This window comes from Serratia sp. BIGb0234 (assembly GCF_024809915.1).
Lineage (GTDB): Bacteria > Pseudomonadota > Gammaproteobacteria > Enterobacterales > Enterobacteriaceae > Serratia > Serratia liquefaciens.
Genome location: NZ_JANUEI010000002.1, coordinates 934135 through 952469, shown reverse-complemented (window position 1 = coordinate 952469; position 18335 = coordinate 934135). Strand labels below are relative to the sequence as shown.

At 56.5% G+C, this 18335-nt stretch carries 18 protein-coding genes; 11 read left to right on the top strand and 7 right to left on the bottom strand.

The window, feature by feature from the left end:
- The first annotated feature begins 134 nt into the window (after window positions 1–134).
- The 8 genes from M2407_RS11470 (at window position 135) to cysM (ending at window position 7645) form a co-directional block, all read left to right on the top strand.
- Entirely contained in the window at window positions 135–599 is a 465-nt protein-coding gene (locus M2407_RS11470) for a DUF2919 domain-containing protein (RefSeq protein WP_046374996.1), read from the top strand.
- 156 nt (window positions 600–755) lie between these two features.
- Window positions 756–1340, top strand: a complete 585-nt coding sequence (locus tag M2407_RS11465) for an RpoE-regulated lipoprotein (protein WP_046372982.1) — start codon at window positions 756–758, stop codon at window positions 1338–1340.
- Between the two features lie 433 nt (window positions 1341–1773).
- Complete coding sequence (locus M2407_RS11460) at window positions 1774–2673, top strand: Dyp-type peroxidase (RefSeq protein ID WP_115058356.1); 900 nt, start codon at window positions 1774–1776, stop codon at window positions 2671–2673.
- A 200-nt stretch (window positions 2674–2873) separates the two neighbouring features.
- Window positions 2874–3896, top strand: a complete 1023-nt coding sequence (locus M2407_RS11455) for a sulfate ABC transporter substrate-binding protein (protein ID WP_020828000.1) — start codon at window positions 2874–2876, stop codon at window positions 3894–3896.
- Complete coding sequence (gene cysT, locus M2407_RS11450) at window positions 3896–4726, top strand: sulfate/thiosulfate ABC transporter permease CysT (protein WP_020827999.1); 831 nt, start codon at window positions 3896–3898, stop codon at window positions 4724–4726. Before M2407_RS11455 ends, cysT begins: the two co-directional genes overlap by 1 nt.
- Window positions 4726–5601 carry a sulfate/thiosulfate ABC transporter permease CysW gene (cysW, locus tag M2407_RS11445; protein WP_115058357.1) on the top strand — a complete coding sequence of 292 codons (876 nt, stop codon included), beginning with the start codon at window positions 4726–4728 and terminating at the stop codon, window positions 5599–5601. The genes cysT and cysW overlap by 1 nt, the downstream gene beginning before the upstream one ends.
- Window positions 5591–6679 (top strand): sulfate/thiosulfate ABC transporter ATP-binding protein CysA, encoded by a 1089-nt coding sequence (gene cysA, locus M2407_RS11440; RefSeq protein ID WP_020827997.1) that lies wholly within the window; start codon window positions 5591–5593, stop codon window positions 6677–6679. Before cysW ends, cysA begins: the two co-directional genes overlap by 11 nt.
- Window positions 6680–6763: 84 nt before the next feature.
- Window positions 6764–7645 carry a cysteine synthase CysM gene (gene cysM, locus M2407_RS11435; RefSeq protein ID WP_142814721.1) on the top strand — a complete coding sequence of 294 codons (882 nt, stop codon included), beginning with the start codon at window positions 6764–6766 and terminating at the stop codon, window positions 7643–7645.
- 3 nt (window positions 7646–7648) lie between these two features.
- Here the strand turns inward: cysM and M2407_RS11430 are convergent, their stop codons facing one another.
- Both M2407_RS11430 and M2407_RS11425 read right to left on the bottom strand, forming a co-directional pair.
- Window positions 7649–9601, bottom strand: a complete 1953-nt coding sequence (locus M2407_RS11430; RefSeq protein ID WP_259218365.1) for a MacB family efflux pump subunit — start codon at window positions 9599–9601, stop codon at window positions 7649–7651.
- Between the two features lie 2 nt (window positions 9602–9603).
- Window positions 9604–10797, bottom strand: a complete 1194-nt coding sequence (locus tag M2407_RS11425) for an efflux RND transporter periplasmic adaptor subunit (protein ID WP_122079960.1) — start codon at window positions 10795–10797, stop codon at window positions 9604–9606.
- Window positions 10798–10971: 174 nt separating this feature from the next.
- Here M2407_RS11425 and M2407_RS11420 point away from each other — a divergent pair, with 174 nt between their 5' ends.
- On the top strand, window positions 10972–11652 hold the full coding sequence (locus tag M2407_RS11420) for a response regulator transcription factor (RefSeq protein ID WP_020827993.1): 681 nt from the start codon (window positions 10972–10974) through the stop codon (window positions 11650–11652).
- Window positions 11653–11657: 5 nt separating this feature from the next.
- The gene (locus tag M2407_RS11415; protein ID WP_041415561.1) at window positions 11658–12974 is read left to right on the top strand and encodes an ATP-binding protein; all 1317 of its coding nucleotides are present in this window, start codon (window positions 11658–11660) and stop codon (window positions 12972–12974) included.
- A 264-nt stretch (window positions 12975–13238) separates the two neighbouring features.
- Here the strand turns inward: M2407_RS11415 and crr are convergent, their stop codons facing one another.
- Genes crr through ptsH form a run of 3 tightly spaced genes read right to left on the bottom strand, consistent with a single transcriptional unit; the run spans window position 13239 to window position 15829 of the window.
- The gene (gene crr, locus M2407_RS11410; RefSeq protein ID WP_012146162.1) at window positions 13239–13748 is read right to left on the bottom strand and encodes a PTS glucose transporter subunit IIA; all 510 of its coding nucleotides are present in this window, start codon (window positions 13746–13748) and stop codon (window positions 13239–13241) included.
- 49 nt (window positions 13749–13797) lie between these two features.
- A complete protein-coding gene (gene ptsI / locus M2407_RS11405; protein ID WP_020827991.1) occupies window positions 13798–15525 on the bottom strand; it encodes a phosphoenolpyruvate-protein phosphotransferase PtsI in 1728 nt (575 codons plus the stop codon).
- Window positions 15526–15571: 46 nt separating this feature from the next.
- On the bottom strand, window positions 15572–15829 hold the full coding sequence (gene ptsH, locus M2407_RS11400; protein ID WP_004936458.1) for a phosphocarrier protein Hpr: 258 nt from the start codon (window positions 15827–15829) through the stop codon (window positions 15572–15574).
- Window positions 15830–15936: 107 nt separating this feature from the next.
- Here ptsH and M2407_RS11395 point away from each other — a divergent pair, with 107 nt between their 5' ends.
- Complete coding sequence (locus tag M2407_RS11395) at window positions 15937–16086, top strand: hypothetical protein (protein WP_020827990.1); 150 nt, start codon at window positions 15937–15939, stop codon at window positions 16084–16086.
- 138 nt (window positions 16087–16224) lie between these two features.
- Here the strand turns inward: M2407_RS11395 and cysK are convergent, their stop codons facing one another.
- Together cysK and cysZ are read right to left on the bottom strand one after the other, a co-directional pair.
- Entirely contained in the window at window positions 16225–17193 is a 969-nt protein-coding gene (cysK, locus tag M2407_RS11390) for a cysteine synthase A (protein WP_128864650.1), read from the bottom strand.
- A 184-nt stretch (window positions 17194–17377) separates the two neighbouring features.
- Window positions 17378–18139 carry a sulfate transporter CysZ gene (cysZ, locus tag M2407_RS11385; protein ID WP_020827988.1) on the bottom strand — a complete coding sequence of 254 codons (762 nt, stop codon included), beginning with the start codon at window positions 18137–18139 and terminating at the stop codon, window positions 17378–17380.
- Window positions 18140–18335: the final 196 nt, after the last annotated feature.

Here is an 18335-nt window from a genome sequence, read left to right as displayed (position 1 = left end):
GCCAATCAGGACTGCTGGTTTGATGGGGTTAAGTAAAGCATGAAAATCTTAAGGGGTTCTTAAGCGCGCGCATTGAAAACAATAAACACGGCACCCATTTGAAAAATCATCATGATATTGGCAAGGAATCGATGTTGAAGCCACTCCCACCCCGTTTTTCCCCCGACGATTACGATCAGCACGGTGCGTTGCGTTTGCCGCTGTGGTTTTGGGGCGTACTGATTTTACAGGCCCGCACCTGGATCCTGTTTGTGATGGCCGGGGTTTCGCGCCAGCAGGGGGAAGGCCTGCTATCGCTGTTTTACCCGGACACCCAATGGTTCTGGTATGGCATCGTGCTGGGGCTGCCGGCGGCGTTGGCATTTTTGATTGCTCCGCGTCGTCACCAGTGGCCACGGCTATGGCGTGCCTGGCGCTGGGTATTGATTGCTTCGCTGCTGGCCGCGCTGGGTGGTTCCCTGTTTAGCCTGTGGCAGCAAGACGACAATCCTTCGGCGTTAGACATCGTGCTGGCGTTGCTCGATGCGTTGGCGCTGGCTTACTTGCTGCTGAGTGCGCGTCTTAAGGCCTGTTTCGTGGTACAGGATGAGGCGGGTTAATTGCCGCACAGTGCGGCACTTTTCTCATTTTCCGCACTCCAAGCTCGCAACCGATGGCGATGCGTGGACAGTTGTGAGAGGCTGACACGCAACAAAACGCCAAGTGCGGCAGGGCAGAGCAGGCTGTGCCCCGTCATTGATGTTAAGGAGCTAAAAATGAATGTTCGCCCACTGTTGTTAGGGCTTCCGCTGTTACTGACCGGCTGTTCGACGATGTCCAATTTCTCTTGGTCCAGCCTGTCGCCATTTAACTGGTTTGGCAGCAGCCTCGAAGTCAGCGCCAAGGGCGTTGGTGACCTCAACGCCGGTACCCCGATGTCGGAAAGCGCCATTAACGACGGGCTGAATGGCGATTACCGCCTGCGCGGTGGCATGGCTACCAGCCAGGGCAAAATAGTTTCCTACTACCAGGCGATGGACGGCAACGACGTGAAGCTGGTGATCACCGGGGAACCCAAGGGTCACGTGCAGCGCGTGGACGTGATGGACAGCAAAGTCGCGACCGAGTGGGGCAGCAAGCTGGGCACGCCGTTCAGTGACCTGTACAGCAAGGCGTTCGGTGCCTGTAAACCGGCCGACGGCGACGATGCCGGCAAGGTCGAGTGCGTCGCACAGCAGAGCAAGTACGTCACCTATATCTTCGACGGCAAGTGGGCCGGCCCGCAAGATATCATCCCACCGGATGACACGCTGAAAAGCTGGACGGTCAGCAAGATCATCTGGCACGCCAAACCGCAATAAAGCTTCCCCCTGGGCGCCCGATCCGCGGCGCCCCTGATTTATCTGGTTTCCATCCCCGCTGAACGTTAAATCACCGCTACCTTTGGGCGAGATTGCCCGGTTATGGGTAACCCTATTTTCTTTGCGCTGATGCAAGGCAATCCCGTTTTCATCGGGTATGATACTGCGCATTCGTAACAGGAAATCTAGACATATACCCTATGGCTTTAAAGTTGCAGCCAGGCGGCCAGCTCGCTCACCCCGGGCGCTTACTTGAGTAAGTAACGGGGGTGAGCGACAAATCTGTCGGGAACAGATTTGAACGCTGCTTGTAGCGGCCCCGAAGGGGCAAGACCTACGGAGGGGTCTTGTAAGCAGGTAACAACGCTGCGACTTTAAAGACGACGGGTATACAGCAGCCTGTTACTCGATTTCGATTTTGAGGATAACGATAATGACCCAGGTTCAGAGCGGTATTTTACTGGAACACTGCCGCTTCGCCATTTTTATGGAAGCCACCGTGCAGGGCGAATTCGCCGATTTGCGCCAGGGCTGCAAGCAGTTTTGCCAGACGTTGACCGAGCTGCAACAGCAGTTTCCCGATGCGCATTTGGGTGCGGTGATCGCCTTTGGCTATGACGTCTGGCACGACCTTTCCAGCGGTCAGGGCGCAAAAGAGCTGAAGCCATTCACCCCGCTGGGCAAAGGGTTGGCCCCGGCCACCCAGCGCGATCTGTTGATCCACATCCAATCCCTGCGTCATGACGTTAACTTTACGCTGGCGCAGGCGGCGCTGGCAGCGTTCGGCAACGCCATCAAGATTGAAGAAGAAACCCACGGATTCCGCTGGGTGGAAGAGCGCGATCTGAGCGGCTTTATCGACGGCACTGAAAACCCGCAGGGCGATAAACGTCCTGAAGTGGCTGTTATCGCCGAAGGTGAAGAAGACGCAGGTGGTAGCTATGTGCTGGTGCAGCGTTATGAACATAACCTGCGTCAGTGGCAGCGCTTTACCACCGAGCAGCAGGAGCAGATTATCGGCCGCACCAAGCACGACAGCGAAGAGTTGCCGCCGGAGCAGCGTCCTGACACCTCGCATGTCAGCCGTGTCGATCTGAAAGAAGACGGCAAAGGCCTGAAGATTTTGCGTCAGAGCCTGCCTTACGGTACTGCCAGCGGTAAACACGGGCTGTATTTCATCGCCTATTGCGCCCGCCTGCATAACATCGAAAAACAGCTGCTGAGCATGTTTGGCGATTTGGACGGCAAACGTGATGCGATGCTGCGTTTCAGCCGCGCGGTGACCGGCAGCTATTACTTTGCGCCTTCGCTGACGCGCCTGCTGTCGCTTTAACCTTTCCTCCGGGGTCGGCCATGCCGGCTCCGGATTAACTTCCTCCTCTGCCACACCGCTCTGCCCCTGCCTTATAGCGTTTGATGCTTGAAAATCACTAAACGGTATATAAAAGCGTTACAGCTCCGCACCTAGTTATAAATACACTGGTCAACATCAGGGCGAAAGCCCGGCGGATTGATTCAGCTATAAGGTGCACAATGAAACAAACACGGGTTAAAAATTTCATGCTGAAAGGATGGTTGGCGGCGGCGCTGTTAGCCAGCGGTACCGTTTCGGCCGCTGAGCTGCTGAACAGCTCCTATGACGTTTCCCGTGAATTGTTTACCGCACTGAACCCGGGTTTTGAACAGCAGTGGAACCAGCAGCATCCGGGCGACAAGCTGACCATCAAACAATCTCACGCTGGCTCTTCCAAGCAGGCGCTGGCCATATTGCAGGGGTTACGTGCCGACGTCGTGACCTACAACCAGGTGACCGACGTGCAGATCCTGCACGATCGCGGCCAACTTATTCCGGCTGACTGGCAGGCTCGCTTACCGAACAACAGCTCACCTTTCTATTCCACCATGGCTTTCCTGGTGCGCAAGGACAACCCAAAAGGTATCCATAGCTGGAACGATTTGGTGCGCGACGATGTGAAGCTGGTGTTCCCGAACCCGAAAACCTCCGGCAACGGCCGTTATACCTATCTGGCTGCCTGGGGAGCCGCCAGCCAGGCTGACGGCAACGATCAGGCCAAAACCCGTGCCTTTATGACCCGTTTCCTGAAAAACGTGCTGGTGTTTGACACCGGCGGTCGCGGTGCGACCACTACCTTTGTGGAACGCGGCCTGGGTGATGTGCTGATCAGTTTTGAGTCGGAAGTGAACAATATCCGCAAGCAGTATGGCGAAGACAAGTATCAGGTGATCGTGCCGCCGGTCGATATTCTGGCGGAGTTCCCGGTCGCCTGGGTCGACAAAAACGTGGAAAGAAACGGCACTGAACAGGCCGCCAAAGATTATTTGAATTACCTCTACAGCCCGGCTGCGCAGCAGGTGATCACCAGCTTCTACTATCGCGTGTATGACAAGCAGGCGATGGCGGCCGCGAAGGGCCAGTTCCCGCAGACCAAACTGTTCCGTGTAGAAGATCAGTTTGGTGGCTGGCCACAGGTGATGAAGACGCACTTTTCTACCGGTGGCGAGTTGGATCAACTGTTAGCGGCAGGGCATAAGTAATGTTGTTGTCCAGCAAACGGGTTCTGCCTGGGTTTGGTCTCAGTCTGGGAAGCAGCCTGTTTTACACTTGCCTGATCCTGCTGCTGCCGCTCAGCGCACTGGTGATGCAGCTGGCGCAGATGAGCCTGGCGCAATATTGGGAAGTGGTTTCCAACCCGCAGGTGGTTGCAGCCTATAAGGTCACGTTGCTGGCGGCGGGCGTCGCCAGCTTGTTCAACGCGGTGTTCGGCATGCTGATGGCCTGGATCCTGACTCGCTATCGTTTCCCCGGGCGCACGCTGCTGGACGGCCTGATCGACCTGCCGTTTGCGCTGCCGACGGCGGTGGCCGGTTTGACGCTGGCGGGGCTGTTCTCCACCACCGGATGGTATGGCCAATGGTTGGCGCATTTTGACATCAAGGTGACGTTCACCTGGCTTGGCATCGCGGTGGCGATGGCCTTCACCAGCTTGCCCTTCGTGGTGCGTACCGTTCAACCGGTGCTGGAAGAGCTGGGGCCCGAATATGAAGAGGCCGCAGAGACCCTGGGCGCAACCCGCTGGCAGAGTTTTCGCCGCGTGGTGATGCCTGAGCTGGCACCGGCGCTGCTGGCCGGTACGGCCATTTCCTTTACCCGCAGCCTGGGCGAGTTTGGCGCGGTGATTTTCATCGCCGGCAACATCGCCTGGAAGACGGAAGTGACCTCGCTGATGATTTTCGTTCGTCTGCAGGAGTTCGATTATCCGGCGGCCAGTGCGATTGCCTCGGTGATCCTGGCGGCTTCGCTGCTGTTGCTGTTCAGCATTAACGTTCTGCAAAGCCGCTTTGGCCGACGCATCGGGGGGCACTGATGGCGGATATCTCTGAGTTCAACGGCGTCGAACGCCCGCGCGTCAATTGGGGCAAGTGGACGCTGATCGGTATCGGCGTGCTGTTTTCGGTATTGCTGCTGGTGGTGCCGATCGTTTCGATTTTCGCCGAAGCCTTTTCCAAGGGCGCTGGCGCGATGTGGAGCAACCTGGTCGATCGCGACATGTTGCACGCTATCTGGCTGACGGTGCTGATTGCCCTGATTACCGTGCCGTTCAACCTGGTGTTCGGCACCTTGCTGGCCTGGCTGGTGACGCGGTTCACTTTCCCGGGCCGCCAGCTGCTGCTGACGCTGATCGACATCCCGTTTGCCGTTTCACCGGTAGTAGCGGGGCTGATTTACCTGCTGTTTTACGGCAGCAATGGCCTGCTGGGCGGTTGGCTGGATGCGCACAATATCCAGATCATGTTCTCCTGGCCGGGCATGGTGTTGGTGACCATTTTCGTGACCTGTCCGTTCGTGGTGCGTGAGCTGGTGCCGATGATGCTGAGCCAGGGTAGCCAGGAAGACGAGGCCGCCATTTTACTGGGCGCTTCCGGCTGGCAGATGTTCCGCCGGGTGACGTTGCCGAACATTCGCTGGGCGCTGCTGTACGGCGTGGTGCTGACCAACGCGCGCGCCATTGGCGAATTCGGCGCGGTGTCGGTGGTGTCCGGTTCTATTCGCGGCGAGACCTTTAGCCTGCCGCTGCAGGTCGAGTTATTGCAACAGGATTACAACACTGTTGGCTCCTTTACCGCCGCCGGGTTACTGACCCTGATGGCGATAGTGACCCTATTTTTGAAGAGTGGCCTGCAATGGCGTCTGGAACGTCAAAATGCACGTCTCGAGCGGGAGGAAAGTCATGAGCATTGAGATTAACGGTATCAACAAGTTCTTCGGTCGTACCAAGGTATTGAACGATATCTCGCTCGATATTGCCTCCGGTGAGATGGTGGCGTTGTTGGGGCCGTCGGGCTCCGGCAAAACCACGCTGCTGCGCATTATTGCCGGGCTGGAAAACCAGAGCGGCGGCAAGCTGGGCTTCCACGGCACCGACGTCAGCCATGTGCATGCCCGCGATCGCCGGGTGGGTTTCGTGTTCCAGCATTACGCGCTGTTCCGCCATATGACGGTGTTCGACAACATTGCCTTTGGCCTGAGCGTGCTGCCGCGTCGTGAGCGTCCGAATGCCGCGGCAATCAAACAAAAAGTGACCCAACTGCTGGAGATGGTGCAGCTGGGTCATTTGGCCAACCGCTATCCCTCACAGCTTTCCGGCGGCCAGAAGCAACGCGTAGCTTTGGCTCGTGCACTGGCGGTAGAGCCGCAGATTCTGCTGCTGGACGAACCTTTTGGTGCGCTGGATGCCCAGGTGCGTAAAGAGCTGCGCCGTTGGTTGCGTCAGTTGCATGAAGAGCTGAAGTTTACCAGCGTGTTCGTCACCCACGATCAGGAAGAGGCGATGGAAGTGGCCGACCGCATCGTGGTGATGAGCCAGGGTAATATTGAGCAGGTAGGTTCGCCGGAAGAAATTGTCCGCGAACCGGCCAGCCGCTTTGTGCTGGAGTTCATGGGCGAAGTGAACCGCCTGAGCGGCGAAATCCGCGGCTCGCAACTGTTCGTCGGCGCGCACCAGTGGCCGCTGTCGTTCCAGCCGATGCATCAGGGCAGCGTGGATCTGTTCCTGCGGCCTTGGGAGATGGAAGTGGGCACCGAGAGCAGCGAACGCTGCCCGTTGCCGGTGCAGGTGCTGGAGGTTAGCCCGCGTGGCCACTTCTGGCAGATGACCGTTCAGCCGATCGGTTGGCACCAGGAACCTATCAGCGTGGTGTTGCCTGACGGCAACGAGCCGCCGGTTCGCGGTGGCCGTTATTACGTCGGCAGCCTGAATGCGCGCCTGTACGCTGGCGATCGGCTGCTACAACCAGTTGCGTTAGCTAAAAGCGCCTGATAGTTTTTACCTCCCAACATCATTTTAAAGGCAACCCTGGGGTTGCCTTTTTACTTTACGCACTTCAACACACAGGCAAAGCACGTGACAACGCTCGAACAATGCATCGGCAATACCCCGCTGGTAAAATTACAACGTCTGGCCGCAGGACTGGGCAGCGAGGTTTGGGTCAAGCTGGAAGGCAATAATCCGGCGGGCTCGGTGAAGGACCGCGCCGCGCTGGCGATGATCCAGCAGGCGGAATTGCGCGGTGAGATAAAACCCGGTGACCGGCTGATTGAGGCCACCAGCGGCAATACCGGCATTGCGCTGGCGATGATCGCGGCGTTGAAAGGCTACGCTTTGACGCTGCTGATGCCGGAAAACATGAGTCTGGAACGCCAGGCGGCGATGCGCGCCTACGGGGCAGATCTGATCCTGGTCAGCCGGGAAGTGGGCATGGAAGGGGCGCGTGACCTGGCGTTGGACATGCAGAATCAGGGGCAGGGCAAGGTGCTGGATCAGTTCAACAATCTGGACAATCCCTACGCCCACTTCACCACCACCGGCCCGGAAATTTGGCAGCAGAGCCAGCAGCGGGTCACCCATTTCGTCTCCAGCATGGGCACCACCGGCACCATTACCGGCGTGGGCGGCTACCTGAAGAGCCAAAATCCGCAGGTGCAGATCATTGGCCTGCAACCGGCGGAAGGCAGCAATATTCCCGGTATTCGCCGCTGGGCACCGGCCTATCTGCCGGGTATTTTCCGCCCGGATCTGGTGGATCAGGTGTTGGATATCGAGCAAACCGACGCCGAGCAGACCATGCGTCAGCTGGCGCAGCGCGAAGGCATTTTCTGCGGCGTCAGCTCCGGCGGTGCGGTAGCCGGTGCGTTGCGGATCGCAGCGGCGAACCCGGGCAGCGTGATTGTGGCGATCATCTGCGATCGCGGCGATCGCTACCTCTCCACCGGCGTTTTCGGTTGAGGGTTACTCCCTTTCCAACGCATGTATCGGATCCATCCCGGCAGCGCGTCTTGCCGGGAAGAAGCCAAAAATCACCCCGATCAGCGTCGAACAGATAAACGCGGCGATAATGGACTCGGTGGAATACACCATCGTGAAATTGTCGCTGAATTGACTGAACACCACGCCAATCCCCAGCGACAGCAGAACCCCCAATGTGCCGCCCAGCAGGCACACCAGTACCGCCTCAATTAAAAATTGTTGCATGATGTCGCTGGCGCGGGCACCGACCGCCATACGCACGCCGATTTCTCGGGTGCGTTCGGTCACCGACACCAGCATGATATTCATTACCCCAATGCCACCCACCACCAGAGAAATCAATGCGATCATCGACACCAGCAGCGTCAGGGTGGCGGTGGTTTTCTCAATGGTTTGGCGAATGCTGTCGGTATTCATCACAAAGAAGTCCTTGCCGCCATGGCGCTGGCTCAGCTGACGGGTGACGCCGTCTTCGGCGCTGGTGAGATCGATATCGTCGTTCACCCGCACGGTGATGCTTTTCAGGTAGCTCTGGCCCAGCATGCGTTTCATGGCGGTGGTGTAGGGGATCCAGACGTTCAGATTCTCGTCGCTGCCGAAACCGCTCTGTTTTTTGGCGGCGACGCCGATAATGCGACACGGCAGCGAGCCGAGCAGGATCACTTCGCCAAGCGGGTTGGCGCCGTGAGGAAACAGTTTGTTGCGGGTGTTTTCGTCAATCACCGCTTCCTGCATCAACTGGTCGACGCTATGGCGGTTAAACGCCATGCCGCTGTCGATGCTGTAACCGCGCACCAGAAAATACTGCTCACCGACGCCATTGACCGTGCCGCTGACCGACTGATTGCCATAGCGGAAGGTGGTGCTGCTTGAAACGGTCGGCGTGACGCTGTGCACGTAGCCCTGCTGCGCCAGCGCATCGGCGTCGGTGGCCCGCAGCGTCTGTACTGCAGCAGAACGCATATCGCCGAAATCTTTGCCCGGATAGACCTCCAGCGTGCTGGTGCCCATGGCGTTGATGTTGGCCAGCACCTGCTGCTGAGAGCCTTTGCCCAGCGCCACCACCGATACTACCGAGGCAATGCCGATGATAATGCCGAGCATGGTCAGTAGGGTGCGCAGGCGTTGGGAGGCCATCGCCAGCAGCGCCATTTTGAATGCTTCGTACAGGCGATCGCGTTGCGATTGCCAGCGGCTGACGGCGTTATCCAGCGCTATCGGTAGGCGTGCCACGGTGTGGGCCGTTGTTTTCCGTCGGTCGGCGACAATCTCGCCGTCACTAAGCTCAATGATGCGCTGAGCATGTTCGGCAACTTGCATATCGTGAGTGACAATCACCACCGTATGGCCGCGAGCGTGCAAGTCTTTCAGGATGCTCATCACTTCTTGCCCGCTGTGGCTGTCCAGCGCGCCGGTGGGTTCGTCTGCCAAAATCACCTCGCCACCGTTCATCAATGCGCGAGCGATACTGACGCGTTGCTGCTGGCCACCGGAGAGCTGGCTGGGACGATAATTCAACCGTTGCGCCAGGCCGAGCTTTTGCAGCAGATCGGCGGCGCGTTGTTGGCGTGCGCTGCGGGCATGGCCGGCATACACCGCAGGGACTTCCACGTTGCCTTGGGCGCTAAGATCTCCCAGCAAATGATAGCGTTGGAAGATAAAACCGAAATGTTCGCGGCGCAGTTCGGCCAGGCTGTCGCGATCCAGCTGTGCGGTACTGCGGCCGGCCACCTGATAATCCCCTTCGCTTGGGCGATCGAGGCAGCCGAGAATGTTCATCAAGGTTGATTTACCCGAGCCGGAGGCGCCCACGATGGCCACCATCTCGCCTTGGGCAATGCTGAGATTGATCTCCTTGAGCACGGTGACGTTTTGGTCACCGGCCTGAAAACGGCGGCTGATACCGTGCAGTTGCAGTAGGGGTTGTGGGGTCATCATCACATCCCCATCGGTGGCGGGCCCATACGACGGGCGGGGCTTTGGCTCGTGGCATTGGCCTGGCTGACGATCACTTTCTCACCGGCCAACACGCCGCTGATAATCTGTGCGTCGACGTTATTATTGATACCGACCTTGACCGGACGGCGGGCGATATTGCCCTGCTTATCCACCACCTGTACCCAGTCGCCTTCCAGCGCGGTAGCCGGGATCACCACCGCATTTTCCGCTTTGGCCAACACGATATACACCTGCGCAGTCATTGAAATACGCAGCGCGCCGTCCGGGTTTGCCACATCAAACAGGCCGTTGTAGTAAATCGCGGTGCTGGAGCTGGACGTGCTGCTGGACGTGCTGGTGCTGGTCGAAGTGGTTTCGTCGTTGATCGAGTCTGGTGCCGGCTCTATGGCCCGCAGCTGAGTGCTATAACGCTTGCCCGGTTCGCCGAGGATGGTGAAATAGACCGGCATGCCGGTTTTCACCTTGACCACATCGGCTTCGGATATTTGCGCTTCGACAGTCATGGTCGCCAACTGAGCGACTTTGACGATGGTGGGGGCGCTTTGGACTGCGTTCACCGTTTGGCCTTCTTCTACCGGTAACGCGACGATGGTGCCGTCGATCGGCGAGGTGATTTTGGTGTAACCGAGGTTAACCTGCGCGGTGTTGACCGCGATTTGCGCCTGAATGATCTGCGCATCCAGCGCGTTGATATCGGCGCGGGTGGCAATCAACGTGGCCTGAGCGCTGTCCAAATCTGCGCGGACCCCGACGCCACGCGCCACTATGGCCTGCTGACGCTGATAAACCAGCTGATTGTTGTGCAGCGCCGCCATTTTGGACGCGCGCTGTGCCTGAACGTTCTTCAATGCCGCTTCCGCGTCCCTCAGGGCATTCTGCTGGGTTAAGTCATCAATCTCAGCCACTCGCTGGCCTTTATGCACTTTGTCGCCCAGCGCCACGTACAGGGCCTTAATCTGGCCCGATACCTGAGCGCCGACGCTAACCTGTTTTTGCGCTTCTATCGTACCGTCGGCCAGCACCGTTTGTTCCAGGTCACGGGTTTGCGCTACCGCAGTGATATACCGGGGCGTTTCTGTAGCGTCGTGGGATCGGAAGTAGAGAAATAGGGCGATAGCGGCCACAATAACAGTGGGCGGCAGATAGCGTTTTAAGCGTTGAAACGATGGCATGAGGAGAAGCTTCCCTGGCATAAAGCGTGGCGAAAATCTGTTGGTACTAATTTAACGCGCCGTCGGCCGGGCTGCGGTTAAGTGGCATTCAGGAATATGTAAGGATTGAGTAAAACCGGCTGCGAAGCAGGCAAATAGGCGTGAAAATGACGAAAATCCGCGAAGGAGCAAGGCATGAAAATTTTATTGGTCGATGATGACCTCGAGCTCGGCACCATGCTGAGTGAATATCTGACTGGCGAAGGTTTCAATGCCACGCTGGTGCTGACCGGCAAAGCGGGCGTGGAAGGCGCGCTGTCTGGCGATTACACCGCAATGATCCTCGACATCATGCTGCCGGACATGAGCGGCATCGACGTGCTGCGCGACGTGCGTAAAAAGAGCCGCATGCCAATCATTATGCTGACGGCCAAAGGCGACAATATCGACCGGGTCATCGGGTTGGAGATGGGGGCCGACGACTACATGCCCAAGCCATGCTATCCCCGCGAACTGGTGGCGCGCCTGCGCGCGGTACTGCGTCGTTTCGACGAGCGCCCGGAAGAAGTGGACGACGAAATTGCCATTAACTTCGGTGAGCTGACCCTCAACCCATCGACCCGCAGCAGCGAATGGCGCGGTAAACCTTTCGATCTGACCGCTTCCGAATTCAACTTGCTGGAGCTGTTGCTGCGCGCGCCTGAACGCGTGGTATCAAAAGACGAGCTATCGGAAAAAGGGTTGGGGCGCCCGCGCGAAGCCTATGACCGCAGCGTTGACGTTCACATCAGCAACATTCGCCAGAAGTTGGGGGCGTTGACGGATAATGCACTCAGCATTGAAACGGTGCGCAGCATCGGCTACCGCATTCGGTAATGGCCATGCGCGGAAGACTATTCTGGAAAATCCTGCTCGGCTTCTGGCTGACCTTTATCATCATGACCCAGGCGCTGTGGGTCGCTTTTTCTTTGTATGGCGATCGCTATGAGCCGCCGGAAAACGCGATGGCCCGGCGTGCGGTTACGCTGCAACTGACTTCGGCCGCCACCCAATTGCGCGAGGGCGGACTGCCGGCATTGAATGCCATGCTGAAAGACTGGTCGGATGATGACCGGCGCTTGTTGTCCGTAACGCCGATGGCGCAGCCGCCTGCAGCGGAGGAACCGGTATTTGAGGGGCGCCGCAGGTTAAAGGAGGTGACTGCGTGGGTGAAAGATTCGGGTGGCACGGGCTATCTGTTGAGTTACGACATGCGGGCCCTGCGGGAAGAATATAGCCCGAACCGGCGTCCGCACGTGTTCAATATCCCTATGCCGATGCTTTGGGTGGGGGGGCTGGCGGGGCTGCTGTTCAGTACGGTGCTGGCCTGGAACCTGACCCGGCCGATGCGCAAGTTGCGCGATGGTTTTGACCGCGTAGCCCAGGGCGACTTATCGGTGCGTTTGTTCCCGGCGATGCGCCGGCGGCATGATGAACTGTCCGAGGTAGCGCGCGATTTTGACAGCATGGCCGAGCGGCTGGAGCTGTTGGTCAGCGCCCGCGAACAGTTGTTGCATGACGTTTCGCACGAGCTTCGTTCACCGTTGGCCCGGTTGCAGTTGGCCATTGGCCTGGCGCGGCAAAATGCAGGCAACGTCGAGAACTCGCTGCAACGCATTGAGCATGAAGCGGGGCGGCTGGATAAAATGATTGGCGAACTGTTGGCGCTGTCACGTGCCGAGAGCAACAGTCTGCCGGACGAAGAGTATTTCGATCTGTACGGGCTGGTGGATGCGGTAGTGAGCGACGCGCGTTACGAAGCGCAAATCCCTGGCGTCGAGATTGTGCTACAGGCCAGTTCGGACGTGGAATATACCGTTAAGGGCAATGCCGAGCTGATGCGGCGCGCGGTGGATAATATCGTGCGCAACGCGTTACGTTTCTCCAGCCATGGTCAGCGGGTGACGGTGGTGTTGACGCGAATCGACCAACTGTTCCAAATAGAGGTCAGCGATCAGGGGCCTGGGGTAGAAGAGTCGAAGCTTTCCAGCATCTTTGATCCGTTCGTCAGGGTAAAATCGTCGATGTCGGGCAAGGGTTACGGACTGGGACTGGCGATCACCCGCAAGGTGGTGCTGGCACATGGCGGACAGGTTGAGGCGCGCAACGGCGAACAGGAAGGATTGGTGATTACTCTGCGCATTCCGCGTTGGCAGTAATAACCCCCTTCGCCTTTAGAACCGCCGCGTTGTTGGTTGGCTGCTCGTGCGCACACCAGTCACTTACTTGAGTAAGCTCCTGGGGATTCCCCCGCTTGCCGCCTGGCTGCAATTCGAAATTCGTTGGGTATTCTCAGTTGTGCAATAGGCGTTATCTGCGCAGGCAGTTTGAAAATGCCTCGGAGTGTACGTGCAGTACATACTGATTCAGCCTGGTGACATAAAAAAACGGCGCCAAGGGCGCCGTTCTTATTTCATTCGCAATTACTTCTTGATGCGGATGATTGGGGTCTCACCAACGGTTACGTTACCGGTCAGTTTGATCAGCTCTTTGATCTCGTCCATGTTGGAGATAACCACCGGCGTCAGGATAGACTTGGCTTTCTCTTCCAGCAGGGCCAGGTTGAACTCGATAACGACGTCACCTTTCTTGACGCGCTGGCCTTCTTCAGCGATGCGTTTGAAGCCTTCGCCTTTCAGTTCAACGGTGTCGATACCGAAGTGGACAAACAGCTCGATGCCGCTGTCGGATTCGATAGAGAAAGCATGGTTGGTTTCGAAAATTTTACCGATAGTACCGTCAACCGGGGCAACCATTTTGTTGCCGGTAGGTTTGATGGCAATACCGTCGCCAACGATTTTTTCAGCAAATACTACGTCAGGCACATCTTCGATATTAACGATTTCGCCAGAAAGTGGAGCTACGATCTCGATAGTGCCCGTGTCTTTCTTGTCATCAGAAACCAGAGATTTCAGTTTATCGAACAAACCCATGATCTTCTCCTAAGCATTAAATTGGGCGGCGTTCCAGTGTCGTGGAAGTTTAGCAGAGCGTCTTTTCTTCGATGAATTTATTCACGCAATTCATCAGATCTTGCGCCGTTGGCTGTGCCAAGGCTTGCGCTGCCAACGCCTTCACATCTTCGAAATTAGTATTACGAATAATTTTCTTGATGCGCGGGATTGAAATCGCACTCATGCTGAACTCATCCAGCCCCATGCCCAATAACAACAGTGTAGCACGCTCATCGCCAGCCAGTTCACCGCACATACCGGTCCACTTGCCTTCTGCATGAGATGCATCAATAACCTGTTTGATCAGGCCAAGCACTGATGGGGACATCGGGTTATAGAGATGAGAAATCAGCTCATTGCCGCGATCTACCGCCAGAGTATACTGGGTTAGATCGTTTGTCCCAATACTAAAGAAGTCGACTTCTTTCGCCAGGTGATGAGCAATCACTGCCGCGGCCGGTGTTTCCACCATTACGCCCACTTCAATGGTCTCGTCAAAGGCCTTGGATTCTTCACGCAGCTGCGCCTTCAGCGTCTCGATTTCACCTTTCAGATCGCGGACTTCTTCCACGGAAATGATCATCGGGAACATGATGCGCAGTTTGCCGAACGCGGAAGCGCGCAGGATGGCGCGCAGTTGCGCGTGCAGGATTTCTCTGCGGTCCATGGCGATACGAATCGCGCGCCAGCCGAGGAACGGGTTCTCTTCTTTCGGCAGGTTCATGTATGGCAGGTCTTTGTCGCCGCCGATGTCCATGGTACGGACGATCACGGCCTGTGAGCCCATGGCTTCCGCAACGGCTTTGTAAGCCTGGAACTGCTCGTCTTCAGTCGGCAGTGAATCGCGGTCCATGAACAGGAATTCGGTACGATACAGGCCAACACCTTCTGCGCCGTTGCGCTCTGCACCGGCGACGTCGCGCACGGTACCGATGTTGGCACAGACTTCAACCTGATGACCGTCCAGCGTAATCGCCGGCAGATCTTTCAGCTTGGCCAGATCGTTTTTCTCGGTGACGTACTGGTTCTGTTCGGCTTTCAGCTGATCGATAACGTCAGCGGTCGGGTTAACGTAAATTTTGTTGTTAACCGCATCCAGAATCAGATAGTCGTCGTTCTTCACCTGCTTGGTCACGTCGCTGGTGCCTACAATTGCCGGCAATTCCAGGGAGCGAGCCATGATGGAGGTGTGGGAAGTCCGGCCGCCGAGATCGGTAATGAAGCCCAGCACTTTGTCCAGGTTCAACTGTGCGGTCTCAGACGGGGTCAAATCGGTAGCGACCAGGATAACTTCGTCCTGGATGGCGCTCAGATCGACGATAGCCAGGCCCAGAATGTTCTGCAGCAGGCGTTTACCGATGTCGCGTACGTCGGCCGCACGCTCTTTCAGGTATTCATCGTCAAGTTCTTCCAGTGCTTTCGCCTGGCCTTCGATGATGGTGTAGGCCGCAGCGTCTGCAGAAGCCAACTCATCTTTGATTAGGGCTATGATTTCCTGCTCAAGCTCTTCGTCTTCCAACAGCATGATGTGGCCTTCGAAGATAGCTTCTTTCTCTTCGCCGAAGGTTTCGCCAGCTTTGGTCTTGATCGCTTCCAACTGCTCGGACGCTTTGGCGCGGCCGGCAAGAAAACGTGAGACTTCCTGCTCTACATCATCTGCAGAGATTTTCTTCCGGTTGATGACAATTTCATCTTCTTTCAGTAGGAGAGCCTTACCAAAAGCGATACCCGGTGATACTAAAATGCCTGAAATCATAACCCTACCTTACTCTTGACTGGTGTTAACTAAGAAGACGGGCCGATTACTCAAGCTCTGCCATCAGTTTTACCAAGTGCTCAACGGCTTTCTGCTCGTCTTCACCTTCAGCGGAGATGGTCACTACGGTCCCTTGAGTCAGCCCCAGAGTTTGCAGTTTGAACAGGCTTTTGGCGCTGGCGCTTTTCCCGTTAGAGGTCACGGTGATGTCAGAAGTGAAGCCTTTGGCTTCTTTAACGAACTGAGCGGCAGGGCGAGTGTGCAGACCATTCGGAGCGGTAATAGTAACTTCTTGCTGGAACATTGATGTTTCCCCAACTTATTGGTGTGTCGTGGAGCTAAAGTTTAGCCCAAGGGTATGACTTTAGCTTGTCTGGTTAGCGCCTGACTATGGTACAGGGGCGAGCATTGATGCAACAGAAAACGACGAGTTTGGCACTTCAGATCAAAAAATTTGGCTTCCGCCGTCGTTTCAATCCGCGCTTCATTATGCCGTGTTTAACGCATCAGCGACAAATGAGTAAATCGATTCAGCCTAAACAAGAAATGAAGGGCGATTAATTTTGCGCATCGAAATAATGCACCGTTAAATACTAAAGCTGACGGGTAAAATCAATCTTTGACTGCTATAAACTTTGATCCAGCCCACAAAAAAGCACCCCGAAAGGTGCTTTTTTAGCGATTTATGCGCGGCTGGCACTACTGTTGCAATTCTTGCTCGGTGAACAAATCGGCGAACAGGGCGGTGCTCAAATAACGTTCGCCGGAAGACGGCAAAATCACCACGATAGTTTTGTCGGCGAACGCCGGTTCTTCGGCCAATTTCACCGCTGCGGCTACCGCGGCACCGGAGGAAATGCCCGCCAGGATGCCTTCTTCGTCCATCAGGCGGCGCGCCATGCTGATGGCCTCGTCGTTGGTGATTTGTTCCACGCGGTCCACCAGATCGAGATCCAGGTTGCCGGGGATAAAGCCTGCGCCGATGCCCTGAATTTTGTGCGGGCCCGGTTTGATTTCTTCACCCGCCAGCGCCTGGCTGATGACCGGTGAATCGGTTGGCTCCACCGCCACGGTGGTGATCGCCTTGCCCTTGGTGTTTTTGATGTAGCGGCTGACACCGGTCAGCGTGCCGCCGGTACCGACGCCGGAGATGAATACGTCAACTTCGCCATCGGTGTCGTCCCAGATTTCCGGGCCGGTAGTTTGTTCGTGGATCGCCGGGTTAGCCGGGTTGCTGAACTGCTGCAGGATGATGTAGCGGTTCGGATCGGTGGCGACGATTTCTTCCGCCTTGGCGATCGCGCCCTTCATGCCTTTTGCACCTTCGGTCAGTACCAGGTTGGCGCCCAGCGCTTTAAGCAGCTTGCGGCGTTCGATGCTCATGGTTTCCGGCATGGTCAGCGTCAGCTTGTAGCCACGCGCCGCGGCGACGAACGCCAGCGCGATGCCGGTGTTGCCGCTGGTCGGCTCCACCAGTTCTTTACCGGCGACCAAAATGCCACGTTTTTCTGCGTCCCAAATCATATTGGCACCGATGCGGCATTTAACGCTAAAGCTGGGGTTGCGTGATTCAACCTTGGCCAGAATGCGTCCGTTGCCGATACGGTTCAGACGAACCAGCGGCGTATGGCCGATTGTTAATGAGTTGTCTTCATATATCTTGCTCATAGCCCGTCCTTTAACTCTATGAAAAATGTGGGGAACGTCGAAAGCATACGCTAACAGTACCGGCAGGGAAGTAAAGAATTGGTATATCTATATGTTATTAGGAAATAAGTTTTAAGCACAAGGATAAGGGCGCAAATTGCGCGCCCTGTCGAAGAATTAATCGTAATGCGGCCAATAAAACGGCTCAGGAACGGACGAATTGTGGGCGATAACGATCGACCCACATGGCGGTGGCACCGCACACCGCGACCGGCAGGATCACCAGGTTAAGGATGGGGATCATGGTGAACAGGCTGACCATGGCGCCAAACTGCAGGTTGTCGGTTTTATGCTGGCGCAGCGCGCGACGCATATCGGCAAAGCTTACCTTATGGTTATCGAACGGGTAGTCGCAATACTGGATGGCCAACATCCAGGCGCTGAACAGGAACCACAGCACCGGCGCCACCGTTTGGCCGATGCCCGGGATGAAATAGAGTATCAACAGCACCAGCGCGCGCGGCAGGTAGTAGGCCAGCTTGCGCCATTCGCGCGCCATAATGCGCGGCAGATCTTTCACAATGCCAAAAATGCCGGTATCCGGCAGCGGTTTGCCGGTCAGGCTGCCTTCCAACTGTTCGGCCAGCAAGCCACAGAACGGGGCGGCAATCAGGTTGGTAATGGTGCTGAACAGATAGCTGAACACCAACAGGACGGAAATCACCGCCAGCGGCCACAAAACGTAGCTTAGCCACTGCAGCCAGGTCGGCACATGGCTCATCATGCTGGGGATCCAGTCACCAAGCTGACTGAACAGCCACCAGAAGGCGGATCCCATCAACAGCACGTTGACCAGTAACGGCAAGACGACATAGCGTTTAATCCCCGGGCGCGAAATCAGGCGCCAGCCTTCGGCAAAATAATGAAGGCCGCTGGTGGAGTGAGAAGGTGACTGCGAATAGGACATATCTTAAGTTATCTCTTTGTCTGAACAGGCATCGCTATCATATCGGGATGATTTTCTACTGGCTAGGGTGACATTGGCTGAAAAAACAGCAAAAAAAGGCAGAATAATCATCTTTATTGGCATAAAGTTCAGCACGGACTTGCACTTGTGTGCTTGGGCAAATAGAGTTAAAGAGTGAATGTTTGCCGCGGTGGCA

Excerpts from the sequence above, each read along its gene's own strand:
- M2407_RS11465 (WP_046372982.1), top strand. The coding sequence starts at position 756 with ATGAATGTTCGCCCACTGTTGTTAGGGCTTCCGCTGTTACTGACCGGC.
- M2407_RS11460 (WP_115058356.1), top strand. The coding sequence starts at position 1,774 with ATGACCCAGGTTCAGAGCGGTATTTTACTGGAACACTGCCGCTTCGCC.
- M2407_RS11455 (WP_020828000.1), top strand. The coding sequence starts at position 2,874 with ATGAAACAAACACGGGTTAAAAATTTCATGCTGAAAGGATGGTTGGCG.
- cysT (WP_020827999.1), top strand. The coding sequence starts at position 3,896 with ATGTTGTTGTCCAGCAAACGGGTTCTGCCTGGGTTTGGTCTCAGTCTG.
- cysW (WP_115058357.1), top strand. The coding sequence starts at position 4,726 with ATGGCGGATATCTCTGAGTTCAACGGCGTCGAACGCCCGCGCGTCAAT.
- cysA (WP_020827997.1), top strand. The coding sequence starts at position 5,591 with ATGAGCATTGAGATTAACGGTATCAACAAGTTCTTCGGTCGTACCAAG.
- M2407_RS11430 (WP_259218365.1), bottom strand. The coding sequence starts at position 9,601 with ATGACCCCACAACCCCTACTGCAACTGCACGGTATCAGCCGCCGTTTT.
- M2407_RS11425 (WP_122079960.1), bottom strand. The coding sequence starts at position 10,797 with ATGCCATCGTTTCAACGCTTAAAACGCTATCTGCCGCCCACTGTTATT.
- M2407_RS11420 (WP_020827993.1), top strand. The coding sequence starts at position 10,972 with ATGAAAATTTTATTGGTCGATGATGACCTCGAGCTCGGCACCATGCTG.
- M2407_RS11415 (WP_041415561.1), top strand. The coding sequence starts at position 11,658 with ATGCGCGGAAGACTATTCTGGAAAATCCTGCTCGGCTTCTGGCTGACC.
- crr (WP_012146162.1), bottom strand. The coding sequence starts at position 13,748 with ATGGGTTTGTTCGATAAACTGAAATCTCTGGTTTCTGATGACAAGAAA.
- ptsI (WP_020827991.1), bottom strand. The coding sequence starts at position 15,525 with ATGATTTCAGGCATTTTAGTATCACCGGGTATCGCTTTTGGTAAGGCT.
- ptsH (WP_004936458.1), bottom strand. The coding sequence starts at position 15,829 with ATGTTCCAGCAAGAAGTTACTATTACCGCTCCGAATGGTCTGCACACT.
- M2407_RS11395 (WP_020827990.1), top strand. The coding sequence starts at position 15,937 with ATGCAACAGAAAACGACGAGTTTGGCACTTCAGATCAAAAAATTTGGC.
- cysK (WP_128864650.1), bottom strand. The coding sequence starts at position 17,193 with ATGAGCAAGATATATGAAGACAACTCATTAACAATCGGCCATACGCCG.
- cysZ (WP_020827988.1), bottom strand. The coding sequence starts at position 18,139 with ATGTCCTATTCGCAGTCACCTTCTCACTCCACCAGCGGCCTTCATTAT.